16 protein-coding genes, 1 tRNA gene and 1 pseudogene are annotated in these 13,831 nt (G+C 62.3%); 9 read left to right on the top strand and 9 right to left on the bottom strand.

The features are described from left to right. Window positions 1–142 precede the first annotated feature (142 nt). From JM946_RS13660 to JM946_RS13630, 8 genes and pseudogenes are all read left to right on the top strand, one after another. Complete coding sequence (locus tag JM946_RS13660) at window positions 143–526, top strand: hypothetical protein (RefSeq protein ID WP_203167803.1); 384 nt, start codon at window positions 143–145, stop codon at window positions 524–526. 291 nt (window positions 527–817) lie between these two features. Further along, window positions 818–1,152, top strand: a pseudogene (locus tag JM946_RS31645) (ATPase). Window positions 1,153–1,293: 141 nt separating this feature from the next. Further along, the gene (locus JM946_RS31640) at window positions 1,294–1,740 is read left to right on the top strand and encodes a carbon storage regulator (protein WP_407700546.1); all 447 of its coding nucleotides are present in this window, start codon (window positions 1,294–1,296) and stop codon (window positions 1,738–1,740) included. 203 nt (window positions 1,741–1,943) lie between these two features. Next, window positions 1,944–2,513, top strand: a complete 570-nt coding sequence (locus tag JM946_RS13650; protein WP_218042802.1) for a plasmid mobilization protein — start codon at window positions 1,944–1,946, stop codon at window positions 2,511–2,513. A gap of 70 nt (window positions 2,514–2,583) precedes the next feature. Then, the gene (locus tag JM946_RS13645; protein WP_203167800.1) at window positions 2,584–3,522 is read left to right on the top strand and encodes a relaxase/mobilization nuclease domain-containing protein; all 939 of its coding nucleotides are present in this window, start codon (window positions 2,584–2,586) and stop codon (window positions 3,520–3,522) included. A 660-nt stretch (window positions 3,523–4,182) separates the two neighbouring features. Further along, the gene (locus tag JM946_RS13640) at window positions 4,183–4,779 is read left to right on the top strand and encodes an RNA polymerase sigma factor (RefSeq protein WP_203167799.1); all 597 of its coding nucleotides are present in this window, start codon (window positions 4,183–4,185) and stop codon (window positions 4,777–4,779) included. A 212-nt stretch (window positions 4,780–4,991) separates the two neighbouring features. Then, window positions 4,992–5,068, top strand: a tRNA-Pro gene (locus JM946_RS13635). Window positions 5,069–5,670: 602 nt separating this feature from the next. Then, window positions 5,671–6,057: a helix-turn-helix transcriptional regulator gene (locus JM946_RS13630; RefSeq protein WP_203167798.1), complete on the top strand. Its 387-nt coding sequence runs from the start codon at window positions 5,671–5,673 to the stop codon at window positions 6,055–6,057. Here the strand turns inward: JM946_RS13630 and JM946_RS31635 are convergent. From JM946_RS31635 to JM946_RS13615, 3 genes are read right to left on the bottom strand one after another with little or no spacing between them, the layout of a single operon-like run. Further along, window positions 6,054–6,656 carry a PAS domain-containing protein gene (locus tag JM946_RS31635; protein WP_203167916.1) on the bottom strand — a complete coding sequence of 201 codons (603 nt, stop codon included), beginning with the start codon at window positions 6,654–6,656 and terminating at the stop codon, window positions 6,054–6,056. The two genes, JM946_RS13630 and JM946_RS31635, sit on opposite strands and share 4 nt — an antisense overlap. Window positions 6,657–6,701: 45 nt before the next feature. After that, window positions 6,702–6,854, bottom strand: a complete 153-nt coding sequence (locus JM946_RS13620; RefSeq protein ID WP_203167797.1) for a hypothetical protein — start codon at window positions 6,852–6,854, stop codon at window positions 6,702–6,704. After that, on the bottom strand, window positions 6,851–7,588 hold the full coding sequence (locus JM946_RS13615) for a helix-turn-helix transcriptional regulator (protein WP_203167796.1): 738 nt from the start codon (window positions 7,586–7,588) through the stop codon (window positions 6,851–6,853). The genes JM946_RS13620 and JM946_RS13615 overlap by 4 nt, the downstream gene beginning before the upstream one ends. A gap of 3 nt (window positions 7,589–7,591) precedes the next feature. Between JM946_RS13615 and JM946_RS13610 the strand changes: the two genes are divergently transcribed. Next, window positions 7,592–7,876, top strand: a complete 285-nt coding sequence (locus JM946_RS13610; RefSeq protein WP_203167795.1) for a hypothetical protein — start codon at window positions 7,592–7,594, stop codon at window positions 7,874–7,876. 176 nt (window positions 7,877–8,052) lie between these two features. On the opposite strand, the gene JM946_RS13605 is transcribed toward JM946_RS13610, so the two are convergent. The 6 genes from JM946_RS13605 to JM946_RS13580 all read right to left on the bottom strand — a co-directional run bounded on the left by JM946_RS13605 (window position 8,053) and on the right by JM946_RS13580 (window position 13,782). Further along, a complete protein-coding gene (locus JM946_RS13605; protein WP_203167794.1) occupies window positions 8,053–8,430 on the bottom strand; it encodes a VOC family protein in 378 nt (125 codons plus the stop codon). Between the two features lie 63 nt (window positions 8,431–8,493). After that, window positions 8,494–9,264 (bottom strand): FecR family protein, encoded by a 771-nt coding sequence (locus tag JM946_RS13600; RefSeq protein WP_203167793.1) that lies wholly within the window; start codon window positions 9,262–9,264, stop codon window positions 8,494–8,496. Between the two features lie 276 nt (window positions 9,265–9,540). Continuing rightward, a complete protein-coding gene (locus tag JM946_RS13595) occupies window positions 9,541–9,894 on the bottom strand; it encodes a RidA family protein (protein ID WP_203167792.1) in 354 nt (117 codons plus the stop codon). Window positions 9,895–9,972: 78 nt separating this feature from the next. Continuing rightward, on the bottom strand, window positions 9,973–12,165 hold the full coding sequence (gene glgX, locus JM946_RS13590; RefSeq protein WP_203167791.1) for a glycogen debranching protein GlgX: 2,193 nt from the start codon (window positions 12,163–12,165) through the stop codon (window positions 9,973–9,975). Between the two features lie 88 nt (window positions 12,166–12,253). Beyond that, window positions 12,254–12,805, bottom strand: a complete 552-nt coding sequence (locus JM946_RS13585; protein WP_322110933.1) for a DUF3175 domain-containing protein — start codon at window positions 12,803–12,805, stop codon at window positions 12,254–12,256. A 50-nt stretch (window positions 12,806–12,855) separates the two neighbouring features. After that, window positions 12,856–13,782 (bottom strand): bifunctional helix-turn-helix transcriptional regulator/GNAT family N-acetyltransferase, encoded by a 927-nt coding sequence (locus JM946_RS13580; RefSeq protein ID WP_203167789.1) that lies wholly within the window; start codon window positions 13,780–13,782, stop codon window positions 12,856–12,858. Window positions 13,783–13,831: the final 49 nt, after the last annotated feature.

Raw genomic sequence — 13,831 nt, 5'->3', positions numbered from 1 at the left:
TTTCGCGGCATAAACGGCCGCCGCCCCGCGAAGACGCGGGTCCCCTCCATTTATTCCACGATCCACCACCGCGTGCTCGACCCTGCGCCCGACGTGATGGAGCCGCTCGGGCAATCCCGCCCCGACGAATCGGAGAGAGACCATGAGCAACAAGATCTACCTTCCCCTCGAGCGTGGCGCCTGTGTGGTGTGCGGACAGTCCTTTGAGGCCGGCACGCTCGTCGTCGAAAGAGATCTGATCGCCGGCCGCTCCGTGGCCGGCTGGGAACTGTGCGCGACGGACGCCCGGATGCACCGGCAGGGCTTCGTGGCGCTGGTCGAGTGTGATCTCGACATGAGCGTGCACCGCTCCGGCGATCCGCTGCCGCTGCAGGAGGTGCAACGAACCGGCCCCGTCATGCACCTGACCCGTGAGACGTTCGTCTCGATCTTCAAGACCGACACGCGACCCGCGCTGCCGTGCGCCTACGTGCCGCGGGGAACGCTGCAGAAGGTGGCCGAGATCCTGCAGCGGGATCTGAACTGACCCCGCGTGCTTCGAGGCGGAGAGGACAGATCTTTCTGTCCTCTCTTTTTCTTGAGGTGCGCATGGAACCGGGCCGGCGAGAAGGGGGATCGCCGGTGGCTTCAGCGTATCACGCGGCGCGCGCCGTCGACGTGAATGCCGGGCGGGCTTTCGCGGCATCAACGGCCGCCGCTCCGCGAAGACGCGGGTCCCCTCCATGTATTCCCCGATACGCCGCCGTTCACTCCGACGGCACGCCCCCCGTGAGGGGACCGCTCGGCCAATCCCGACCCGAATGCACCGGAGAAGACCATGAGCGAGAAATCACATGTCTCGATGGAACAACGCGTGTGTCTGGTGTGCGCAAAGCCCTTTGAGACGGGCGCACGGCTGCTCGAGCTGCGGCTTGCGCCATCGATGGCGCCTCACACGATCACTGGATGGGATCTGTGTCCGAAGCACAGCGGTCCTGCGAGGCCGGTGACAGGCGCTCGCCGGCACAGGTGTATCGGACGGGGCGACTTGCGCACTTGAAGAGAAAGACCTTCGCGGCGCTCTTTCAGGTCGCGGTCGAGCCGCAGACGCCCTGCGTCTTCGTGGATCCTGAAGTCATCCCGATGTTGCAGAAGATGCAGTCACCCTCGTAACGCACGCGCCCGGAGTCGGATGGGAGGCGGCGCTTCGCCTCTCATCTGTTCTGTTCTGTTCTGTTCTGTTCTGTTCTGTTCTCTTCGCTTCGCGCCCCCTCTCGATGCCTCTGCACGCGCGGCCATGCCGTGACGGTCACGATGGCGCGTCCTGCCGCGCCGGAGCGCACGTGCGAAGGATCTCAAGCGCCGTCGCGTCCTATCACAAAACGCCTGATCCTGCGCAACCCGAAACGAGCCGATCGCCCGATCATTGACGTGCCGCGTCCCGCCCCCGGGGCGATAGCCTCTTTCCACGCACGGATCCGGCGTCACGGATCGATCCCTTTGGAGAAACGCGACATGCTCGTTCTGACGCGCCGCATCGGCGAAGTGATTCGGGTCCATCGGCAGATCGAGGTGACGGTGCTCGAGGTCCGCCACGGCGTGGTGCGGCTCGGGTGGCGCGCGCCCTCACACGTGGAGATTGTGCGGGCAGAACTGTGCCGCGGATCGATGCGCCCTGCGTCACGGGCGGCCCGGCGGCGAGGGCGATCAACTCGTCCTCCGGATGATCTTGGTCCCCGCAGCCAAGGGCAGTGGCGTTGATCCCTCCCGCCAGGCGATCCGCCGGAAGCGAACGGGCAGCGGCGTCCTTGGTGCTTTCGGCGTCGAGTCACTCCGCACATCGGTCAGTCAGTGCCCCGGTCGTGGGAGCAAAGATCGCCGACACAGTCAAGGGAGGGTATCGGCCGAAAAAAGCGCGAAACGCAGGATAGTTTCGCGGCAGGTAATGGGCCACAAATGTCGCCATGCGCGACGCAAACTTCCTGAAGACACGAGTGTCATGCGAGATGAAGCGGCTGATTGGAACCGCCGCGGCCGAAGCATACCTGACGGAGGCGGCCTGGCTCAGGCGTGCCATCGAACAGGCGCTGGAGGCGTCCGGCGCCGGCCGTGGAAGGCAGGCGACATTTCGCGATGGTCGAAGTTGCCGCGAGCCTCATCGAAAGAACACGCGGGTGTTCGTTCGCCTGAAGCCCGATGACAGGCTCATCCTGCGCGAACGAGCAGCGGCGCGAGGCCTGCCGGCGGCAACGTATGTTTCGGTGCTCCTGCGCGCACACTTGCGTCACCTCGCGCCCCTGCCCGCCGCGGAGTTGACGGCACTCAAAGATTCGGTCGCTGAACTGGGCGCCATCGGCCGCAACCTCAACCAGATCGCACGCGCCGTCAATGGGGGCGCCCGGCCCGCGGGCCTCTCCCGAGGCGATCTGCACGCGCTGCTTCGCGTGTGTGACTCCTTGCGTGCCCACGTGAAGGGACTACTCAATGCCAATCTGCGCAGCTGGGTGATCGGATATGCCGACGATCAAGATTGATGTCCCGGGCGGTCAGCCGCTCTTCGACATTGCAAGCCACGGCCGACGCGGGCCCGGGCGACGGGATCGCTTGTCTCCCGCAGAAATCGCGTTGATCGCCCGCACCGTGCATCGCTCCCCCGAGGTGATGGTGAAGGTGCTTCCCAAAGGCAGCGCCGAGATGAGCGCGGTGCGCAGGCACGTCGACTATATCGGCCGCGGCGGGCAGCTTGCGCTCGAGTCCGACGAAGGGGAGCGGCTGGAAGGCAGGCGGCTGGCAGAAGGATTGCTCGAGCAATGGAATCTGGATCTTGATGAGCATCGGCGCAGTGTGCAGCTGATTGCAAGCAGAGGCAGGAAACCTGCCCGACTCGTGCACAAACTGATGCTCTCGATGCCAGCAGGCACCTCACCGGAGCGTGTGCGACGAGCCGCGCGGAGTTTCCTCGCGAAGGAATTCGGCGCCATCCATCGCTATGCGTTCGTGCTTCACACCGACGCGCCACATCCTCACGTGCATGTACTGCTCAAAGCAGTGAGTGAGCGAGGCATCCGGCTTCGCGTCAACAAACGCACCCTGCATCGCTGGCGCGAATCCTTCGCAGAGCAATTGCGCGCGCAGGGCGTCGAAGCAAACGCCACGAGCCGTGCAGTCAGGGGGCAAAGCCGCCAGAGCAAACATGATTCGATCTTCCGGGCGGCGAGGCGAGGTGAGTCGACTCACGTCAACCGACGACTGCAGGCCATCGCCGAAGAATTGTCCAGTGGCAGGTTGCGTGTGGAGTCCGGGCGGCAGCAGTTGCTCAGCACGAGGAGGAAGGTCGAGGCCGGCTGGCATGCACTGGCGCACAGGGTGTCGAAGGAGGGCTGGCCGGATCTGGCCGATGACATCCGTCGATACGTGGAGCAGATGCCACTTCCGAGAACGGAAAAAGAATACCTGGCTCATGAATGGCTCGCGAAAAGGCGCTCAGCGCAGTCGATCGTAACCCGATCATCCCGAGAGGCTGACCTGGAACGCCACAGATAGCTCGGCCGCCCGGGCTCCATCGGACTGAGACGCACCCGTCACCTTCCGGCACCTCATCATCGTGGCAGTCGAATGTCCACTTGGTGGCTTGTCGGCCTCGGTCCACGAACTTCGCCGGGTTCATGTTCATCACGTCAGCAGGGCTCAACGATCGCAGGCGTGTGGTCGAACGTCCTGACAAGAATGAGCGGGGCAGCCTCGAGTTCATGAGCCTCGGGGGCATCACCACAACCGCGGGGGTATTCATCGGGGCACGGCATCGAACCCGCGCTTTCATGTGATCCGATGTCCGCTGACTTCCTCCTATCCGGAAGGGAGCTTCCATATTTCTGTTTGTTTCTCGGTTGAGGGGAATGAGCGCGAAATCACTTTACAAACTCTCGTTCGTTCGATCGCTGAGATGTTTTGGGAACGTCGACTACAGTGGACAATCTATATGCATTCATCGTTTCTCATGTTGAAGACGTCCCTGACTTGAGTAGCATCGATGTCAATCGCGCAGACGAGCACCGCATTTTGAGGGGTGAACGTTCTTTGCGAGGCGTGCCCGGTCGAACGCTACGATCGAGGTTTGAATTCTCAAGTCGTGATTCAAATCTCGTCAGCGTGGAATCGGACGCAACGGTCCGTGGCTCGTTCGCAATCAAGGAGCCATTCAACATGGCGCACGATTCCAGAATTTCATCTGCGGATGTTTGTAATGCACCTGGCGCAGAGCGAGCCGGCGAACCCGGCGACAATGGACGTACGCGGCTGGTTCATTGGTTCCGATGCTGGCGCAAACCGATTCGGCACTGGATCGGCGCAAACAAGGCGGTGTCATCCGCGGAGGTCGACGATCTGGTGCAAGAAGTATTCATGAGGCTCCTGCGCTATAGCGATGATGTGGTGGTGAAGGATCCGCAAGCCTACCTGTTTCGGATCGCTGCCAATGTCGTGCATGAATGGCGCACGCGCTGTCGAGTTCGCATGCAACATGACGACGTATGGTTGGATGAGTTGGCCGGCGAGTCGGCGGATGAGCCCCAAAATGACTGTGCCCGCGCAAAAGCGAGTCAGTGCGTGCTGGCAGCGCTCGATCGACTGCCCGCGCGTCAGCGCGAGATCCTGCTGATGCACGTGCACGAAGACATGACCTACAAACAGATTGCCGAGAGGCGAGGTCTGACATACAGGATCGTGCTGCGGGATCTCACCCGGGCTTACGCCACCCTGCGCATGCAGTTGCCATCGCCGGACCAACTGTCGGCGGAATGAAGCCAAGGCGGAGGTCGGCAATCGTCGACGGCAGATCGCGTGACCCTGCTCAGCCAACGCGACAATTCGAAGGTCTTCCGAAACAGCGAATGAATCTACGCCCAGCCTCGGATCACTTGCGGAAAAGGATCAGCCGGAGCACGGATTGGATGCCCGGAATGCGCGACCGTTGCTGCTCAGCAAAGTGCAGTGTAGACTTTACGGTTCAACGTCGGGACGTGGCGCAGCCTGGTAGCGCACTTGCATGGGGTGCAAGGGGTCGCGAGTTCGAATCTCGCCGTCCCGACCAATCAACCGCGCCCAAACCCCTACCTCCGAACTCATCGAGGCGCTTGATCTGCGGGCCTCGAAGAGCGCCACCGACCACCGCTGTCGGGGTTGGATCGGGTCTCAGCCAGCCAGCGCGCCAGTTTGCCGTCTTCGTCATTCTCGACGAGGTGTCCTGGCGATGCGGCGTCTCGCCGGTGCATGCTGCCCGTTCTTGCCTGGCAAGCCGCTCCGCCTCAGCCACAAACGTCGACGTCGATCGTCGCCGTGACGACATCGCAAACGTGGTGTTCACCGCGTTCGTCTGTGCCTCCATGGCATGGTCCGTGGCTAAGGTTCAGTGGTTCGATGCAGTCGATTCAGGTAGATCCGCATGAGCGTTGGCAGGTCACTCGCGCGGGCGAGGCGAACGAGAGGCGAATCGCAGATCCTCGAGTCACACAAGCAGCAGAGCGCGCTGACTCGGGTTGAAATCGTCCGGTTGCATGAAGCGCACCCGCTACTGATCGCCCTCCAGTTTGCAACCGATCATGATGCCGGATTCGACGTGAGCGGGGCGCTCGCCATCATCCGGGCTCGGGTCAAGGAATCCATCGAGCGGCTCGATGAGGCGACGGTCGCGTCATGAGCATCAGGCACGAAGCCTCGATCAGGGAAGTCTCGCGGGATTATTACCAGAAGCTGGGTGCACATATCGCTCTATTGCGAAAGACGTGTGGAATCACGCAGGCGGAACTGGCGCGAGCGATCGGCGTCTCACAACAGGCGATATTTGCGTACGAGTTAGGTGAACGGCGAGTCTCCGTCCTGGTTCTGACCAGGATCTCTCGATTCTTCTCGATTCCGGTTCAGGAGCTGCTCGCCATGGCTCAACCCGTGCGCGAGATCAAGAGCAAGGTGTCGCCTGGAGCGCTACATCGCGCCGCGCAGCTGCAGACATTGTCCAAAACCGAGCAGCGATTCGTGGGCCGCATCATCGACACGTTGGAAGCGGCGGCCAACCGACGCTAGTACCGCTCCTTGCCATTCATCTGGCTCGGGGGACGATTGGCTGCCGGCGTCATGTCGTCGGGGAATCTGCTGCTGCAGCGATTCGCAATCGGATCGTCCGACCCGCGCTGCCTCGAGGATCCGCGTGCGATCGCCCGGATGGATGTACGCACTGAGTCAGTCGGCAGTGGGTCAGGCGGGTCGGCAATCCGTCCTGCGCCGCGTAGCTGCCACATCTGCGATCTATCCGGGCTCATGCGATAGACAAAATCTGCATTGGACATGACGAATGCGGCCAAGCGGTGTTCGTTGTCTCTCATCGCCAGCTCTGCGCTGATGCGCGCGGTGATGTCCGTGAAAGTGACCGCCACGCTTAGTGCGAATTGGAACTGCATAGAGAAGGGCAGAATGCACCAGGCGTACCAAAGTCCTTCAGCACTGCAAACCTCCCTCGCACGGGTCACGCCCGTGCGCATCACCTTCCGGGACATCGTCGATGAAATGGAGATCTCGGAAGTCTGGCGATAGATCGGTGATCGGGTGCCCACGTCGGCAGGCATCAACGGAAACAGCGCGGTCGCGGCGGATGTAAACCAGCGGACGAGACACTGATCGTCCAGACGAACGGACGTGACGTTTCCCTTGCTGGGCGCGTCGCTCGGCGTCTACAGTTCCTCGACTTCGCCACGCAGCGGCGCGCTTACCACGCTCAGCTCTTCGTCGCCGAGATTCAGTTGATGATTCGCCGAGGGCAACTCCTCGTTGACCGCTTCCAGCTCTTGCGGACGAGCGCTGAAGAGGACTGATGGCGTGTTCAATGTCTTCCTTCACCATCACCCGGCGCCTGCTTCAGCAGACCGCCGCGATCCTCATCCCCCAGGCGCGCCGCATAATAGAGCCATCCGAACTTCGCCCGATCTCGGTCCGGATTTACAGGCGGCGTCCGAAGCGCCACCGACGCCGTCTCTCCATACATCGCCTTGTAGTTCCGCGCGAACAACGAAAAGTCTGAAACGCCATACTCCGCTGCGATGTGCGTGACCTTATCGCGATCCGGATCGGCGCGAAGCAACGCCACGCGGATATTCTGCAGCTGAAGCGCTTTGAGCAGCCGCATCGGCCCAACGCCGAAGTACTCGTGAAAGATATTTCGCAACGTTCGTTCACTGACGCCGGCAGCGCCACACAGGTCGCTGATGAAAAGCGGCTCGCCCTGGCGCGCATCGATCAGCGACAAGGTGCGAGCAATCACACTGCTGCGCGGAACTGGCGGTCGGGTCAGGCGACGAGACATCGAAGGCATGGTGCTGTGCTCCAGGAGGTGGGTGAGGCAAAGCGCGAGCTCTTGTTCGAGGGCAAAGGTCGCGGCGCCTGGCTCCGACGAATCGACGCTCTCGAGATGGGCGAGGGTGCGAGTGATGATGCGACGCAGGCACTCGAGCTGCGCTGGCGGCGTGCGGATTCTCGGTCCGTGCGCTGCGCGCGTCGAGAACACCTCGGGCGGGATCAGGCGTGCGAGCTTTCGCAGGCAGAGCGCGGCCCAGCACACCACATCATGGCTTACAAACGTGAAGGGTTGGCCTTCACGCAGCAGGACGAGCTCGTCCGGCCCGAGCGCGTGTCCATTTACCCGAAGCGCACCCTCCGCGGTGAGTGGGGCAGCGACGATCACGGCATCCGACCGGGCTTGTCCGGCAAAGGTGGCGGGGCTGCCGGTCTGGAACACTTGAATCCAGTGGCACCGGGCAGTCGCCCGCTGGATCCACCAATCGGCTTTCTGGCGGGCGGTGGGAACGAAGTGGCCTTCGAGGCCATCGAGGCACCGGGCGAACTCATCTAAGTCCCTATAAATGAGCTTCCTCACGGTAGGTCACAACTAATAAGGCGCGGCACCCGTTGTCTGATTCTCGCGTGACAGGCGGCCATCCCTAGCTGAGTGCCGCCCGTCCTTATGGTGTAAGACAGGGTTGGCGATCAAGAGTCGCCTGCGGGGAACCCCGTAGTCGGCCGCGCCGGTCACTTCGCCGTGTAAGTGACCGCCTCGATCTTGTTCCCATCCGGATCCAGCACGAACGCACCATAGTAGTGGGCATCGTATTCCGGGCGGATTCCCGGCGCGCCGTCACTGCGGCCGCCGTGCTTCAGGGCGATCGCATGGAAATCATCGACCATCTTCCGGTCGCGGGCCTGGAAGGCGATGTGGGCGCCATTGCCGGCACTGGCCGGCTGCTTGTCGGTCGGCACGACCAGGCTGAAGAGTATATCGCCGGTCCCATAGTGCACGCCGGTGTCATCGCACTTCAACATCCGAAAGCCGAGCAGGGCGAAGATCGGGTCATAGAATCGACGAGCCCGAAGCACATCGTTGGTCCCCAACGAAACGTGGTGGATCATGGTTCAGCGCCGTTGCGGTGAAAAACACACAATCGGAGCCGGCGAGGTGAAGTTCCGCGAGCGCTATTTCGGCGCCTGCAAGGCCGGTGAGGATTTCATGACCTCGACGAAGCGCCTCGGATCCGTCAGGTCGAACTCGCCAAACACTTTGTAGTCGGGGTGGTACACGCGGGGAAGGGTAATCGGCTGCTGATGGCGCCGGTTGAATTCGGCGATGGCCTGCTCGATGGGCTCGCCGGTAAAGACGATGCGACCGCGCTCCCAGGCCAGCGCCACATCGACATCGACGGGCCGCGGCGTGAGGGGCGTCCACCGATTCACCTGCACCTGCTGGCCGGCATCTGCACGCACGTAGTCGACGGAAGGCTCCTGGCCGGAGCGAGCCAGGCCGCGAGCCACCGAGACGGTGCCCTCGACGACGACGACGTTCACATCATCGCCATCGCATCGGACGGCGAACTTCGTCCCGAGTGCCAGCACGGTGGTCTCGCCACACTCGACGACGAAGGGGCGATACACATCCCGGATGACATCGTAGGTGGCTTCGCCGGAGGACTGCGTCACGAGACGGCGCTCACGATCGAATCTTGCCTTGATCTGTGTCCGAGGGCCGAGGCGGGCGATCGAGCCGTCATCGAGACTCACGGTGCGCCATTCGCTCGCCGCCGTCTGATAGGTGCCCTGAAAGTACAACCACGGCCCTGCAATCATGACTGTGGCGAGGAAGGTCACCGAAGCGATCGTCGTCGCATGCTTGCGCAGAAACCGGCTTCGTTTGAGGAGCGTGCTCGAGACCAACAAAACCAGTCGCCACAGAATGGAATGTTCAGACATGAATCGCGTGATCGGAGAAGCGCAATGGATCCCCAGTGCGGAAAATGATGTGGAGGAGTCAGGGTGCTTGCTTCCGGCGAATGGCCGGTGGCCTCGGGCTGCCTCTGTGATCTATTCCGTGAGGCGTTGCAATGTAGACCGCACGATGCGCGATGGTGGACCCAACCACAAAACAATGCGGGCGGCGGAATCAGGGAATGACTGAGGAGTGCGACGCCCGAAAAGCAAAACGCCGCGACCAGCGCGGCGTTTGCAAAGTAACGAAACGACGGATGTTTACTGAGCAGCAATCACCCGGATCTCCACCGTCCACTGCGGCTGCGCGAGTTTCGCTTCGACGCAGGCGCGCACCGGCGTATTGCCCGGGCTGACCCATTTGTCCCAGACCGAATTCATCTCCGCGAAGGCGCTCATGTCCGCAAGCCAGATGGTGGCTTGAAGCAGCTTGCTCTTGTCGCTGCCGACCGAGGCGAGCGCCTCATCGATCTGCTGGAGGATGTCTGTTGTCTGTGCGGCGACCGATTGGCCGGCGGCCTTTTCGGCGACGACACCGGAGAGATACACGGTGCCGTTATGGACGACGATGCCGCTCATGCGAGGGCCTACGTCGTAGCGTTCGATCTTGCTCATGGGCAGCTCCTGAAAAGTTGGATCCCCTCCCATCGGAGGGTCGCGTAGTGTCCACGCCCGCCTCGTGCGCGGCAACCTTTACTTCCCAGGCGCAGGCTCGTTCGCAGGCTTCACGGCGCGATTGAGGACCGACTCGGACTGCGCATCGAGGCTGAAGACCAGCAGCGATCGGCCCGTGACGCCATAGGTTTCACCGGGCGTGAAGATGGCTTTGCGCCCCGTCGGCAGATCGGGGAGGTTGGTGTCGATCAAGAGCGTCCAGCGCGCCTCGGGCGTATCGCCCGGCAAGGTGAACTCGACCAGGTCGTGATACGCATTGAGCACGATCAGCAAGGTGGCGTCCTGTCCGCGTTGGCGCAGACCCGTGGGCTGAGCGCGCCCATCGAGCAGCATGCCGAAGCACTGCATGCCCTCATCGTTCCAGTGCTCATCGTCCATTTCCTGACCGGTCGCGTTGATCCAGGTGATCTCCTTGAGTCCGATGCGCGGATTCTCCTCCGCCGAGAGGAACCGGTTGCGCCGAAGAATCGGAAACTTCGCGCGCAGCGCCGTCAGTTGCTGTACGAAGCGCACGAGCGTCTCGTTCTTCTCAGCCAGCGACCAGTCGACCCAGCTGATGTCGTTATCCTGACAGTAGGCGTTGTTGTTGCCCTGCTGGGTGCGCGCGAACTCATCGCCTGCAAGCAGCATCGGCGTGCCTTGAGAGAGCAGCAGGGTTGCGAGGAAGTTGCGCATCTGCCGGCCGCGCAGCGTGTTGATCCCTTCATCGTCCGTTGGCCCTTCGGCCCCGCAGTTCCAGGAGCGGTTGTGCTCGTGGCCGTCCTTGTTGTCCTCCTGGTTGGCTTCGTTGTGCCGCTCGTTGTAGCTCACGAGATCGTTCAACGTGAAGCCGTCATGTGCGGTGATGAAGTTGATGCTGGCGTAGGGCCTGCGACCGAACTTGTTGAAGATATCGGCCGAGCCGTACAGGCGCGGCGAGACTTTGGCGGCCGAGGCCTCACCGCGCCAGAAGTCACGAACAGTGTCGCGATACTGATCGTTCCATTCCGCCCAGCCCGGCGGAAACTCGCCGACCTGATAGCCGCCGGGGCCGCAATCCCAGGGCTCGGCGATGAGCTTGAGGCGACTGAGCACCGGATCCTGCGAGCAGGCCTTGAGGAAGCCGCTGCGGTTGTCGAAGCCGTTGGGCTCGCGCGCGAGAATGGTGCCGAGATCGAATCGGAAGCCATCGACGTGCATCTCCTGCGCCCAGAAGCGCAGACTGTCAGTGACCATCTGGATCACTCGCGGGTGACTCATGTCGAGCGTATTGCCGGTGCCGGTGTCGTTGATGTAATAGCGCTTCTGGTCCGGCATCAGACGGTAGTAGGAGAAGTTGTCCACGCCCCTGAAACAAAGCGTCGGACCGCGCTCGTTGCCTTCAGCGGTGTGGTTGTAGACCACATCGAGAATGACCTCCAGTCCCGCATCATGGAAGCGCGCGACCATCTCCTTGAACTCCTGCACGCCCTGACGCGGATCGATCAGGTAGCGCGGGTCCGGCGCGAAGAAGCCGAGGGAGTTGTAGCCCCAGTAGTTCGTGAGACCCTTCTCGAGCAGGTGACTGTCGTACGCGAACGCGTGTATGGGCAGCAACTCGACGGAGGTGACGCCAAGCGACTTGATGTACTTGATCACCTCGGGGGCGGCGAGCCCCAGAAACGTGCCGCGCTGATCCTCGGGCACGGCCGGATGTTTCATGGTGTAGCCGCGCACGTGCGTCTCATAGATGATCGTGCGATCCCAGGGCACGAGCGGGCTCACCGACTGCTTCCAATCGAAGTTTGAATCGGCGACCACGCACTTGGGCATGAAGGGCGCGCTGTCGCGCTCATCGAAAGTGAGATCATCGCCTTCGGCGCCGATCGTGTAGCCGAACAGAGCAGGGTCCCACTGCAGCTTGCCGACGAATTCGCGCGCGTAGGGATCGATCAGCAGTTTGTTCGGATTGAAGCGATGGCCGTTCTCGGGCTCGTACGGGCCGTGCACGCGATAGCCATAGACGGTGCCCGGGCCCACATCGACCAGGTAGCCGTGCCAGATCTCGTCGGTGTATTCCGGCAGCTCGATCCGCTCAATCTCGGTCTGGCCGTCGTTATCGAACAGGCACAGCTCGACCTTGGTGGCGTGGGCGGAGAACAGTGAAAAGTTCGTGCCCTGGCCATCCCAAAATGCGCCACGGGGATGGGGCAGGCCCTCACGCAATTGCGATGCGAAGCTACGGCGGCTCAAGGTGGGTACCCGATCGAGGTGAGATGAAGACCGCAGGTGCAACGCGCCGCGCCTGGGAACGTTCCCCGGATCGCACGGCCGGCTGGGGCTATTTCTGCGTGCGGGCGCCGTTGGTCTTGCGCCGCGGACGTCGGGCGATAGTTTTCCGTCGCGCCCTCGCGGATGTCGGGGCGGTGGCGTTGCGGCGTGCCTTCGAGGATGTCCGGCGGGTGGTCGTTTTTCCGCGTGCCTTTGAGGATGTCCGGTGGGCGCCGGTTCTACGGCGCGCTTTGGAGGATGCCTGTCGGGCGGATGTTGAGGATGCTTTGGCCGAGGATGTCTGGGCCGAGGACTTTCCGTAGAGGTTGCGCAATTCCTCCTTGGCGGCCTCGAGCTTGCGCCGGCTGGAAGCGGGTAATGTTTTACCGGCGCGGTTCTCGTAGAAGGTCAGCATGGACATCGCGGACCGATACGGACTCGACTTGCGCTTGTGGCTTCGCTCGGCGGAGCGCATCAAGGAGGCAGCGATGCTGCGTGCGCTGCTGCGGGTGAAGACGCCTTTCTCCAGGGTGAGCGCGTCGCTCGTTTCGGTGACCCGTTGCGACCAGCGATGTTTGCGAGCGGTGGCCATCTTCGCTTGTCCATCGTTCGATGTGCTCACTGAATGATTCAGCGCGGGCATCGTTCCAGGAACAGTGCCGGCGCGCCGGCTTACTTTAGAGGCAGAGTCCAGGTCTCGCCCACGAGGGATTGACCGAAGCTCACGTGCGGCTCGCTATGCTCCAGTTTGAAGCCTGCGGATAGGTAAAGTTTGCGGGCGGCAGAAAGATTGCTTTGTGTCCAGAGTGTGATGGCGTCGTAGCCGGCCTCACGGGCGAATTGGATGCACGCCTGCACGAGCATGCGCCCGACGCCCAGGCCTCTTGCGCTGTCCTCGACCAGCAGCAATCGCAATTTCGCGACGCCCTCGGCCCCACGGACCAGCATGATGGTGCCGACCGGCGCATCGCCGAGCTCTGCGATCCAGCACCGCTCCTTGGTCGCATCGAATTCCCGCAGAAACTTTGCGCAGATCTCGGCCACGAGCGCTTCGAAATCGGCATTGAAGCCATATTCCTTTTCATACAGCGCGCCGTGCCGCTGGATGATCCATCCCATGTCGCCGGCCCGATGTGTCCGTAGCTTCACCTGCGTGCTTCGTTCCGCGGGGTCGAGCAGGGATTGCACCTGGCGCAGATTCGCTTGCAACTGCAATTGTTGATGGGTGGCAAGCGGCTCGAGGAGCTTTGCGATCTCATCGCGAGCCTGCTGGTTCAGCGCCTCGAACGCTTTGCGGCCTCGGGTCGTGAGTATCAGAAGAGATTTGCGGGCGTCGGTGTCGGAGCGCTGGCGTTTCAGGAAACCGCGCTTCTCGAACAGCGCGAGAATCCGGCTCACATAGCCGAAATCCATCCCTAACGTTCGCACCAGGTCCGCGGCCATGACGTTTTCGCCATTGGCGATCTCGTACAGCACACGAACCTCGCTCAGCGAGTAGCCGCAACCGAGCATGCCCTCGCCAAGCACGCCGATGGTTTTGGTGTAGAAGCGATTGAACTGGCGGACATCGGAGATGATGGAGTCGATGGCTGCACTCATGATGCTGATCCTGTCCACGGCGTGACGCGCCGGCTCCCTCGTGCCTCTC

It is taken from the genome of Steroidobacter gossypii, assembly GCF_016801985.1.
GTDB classification, from domain to species: domain Bacteria; phylum Pseudomonadota; class Gammaproteobacteria; order Steroidobacterales; family Steroidobacteraceae; genus Steroidobacter; species Steroidobacter gossypii.
The sequence above is the reverse complement of the archived record's forward strand: the minus strand, read 5'-3'. Positions and strand labels throughout refer to the sequence as shown.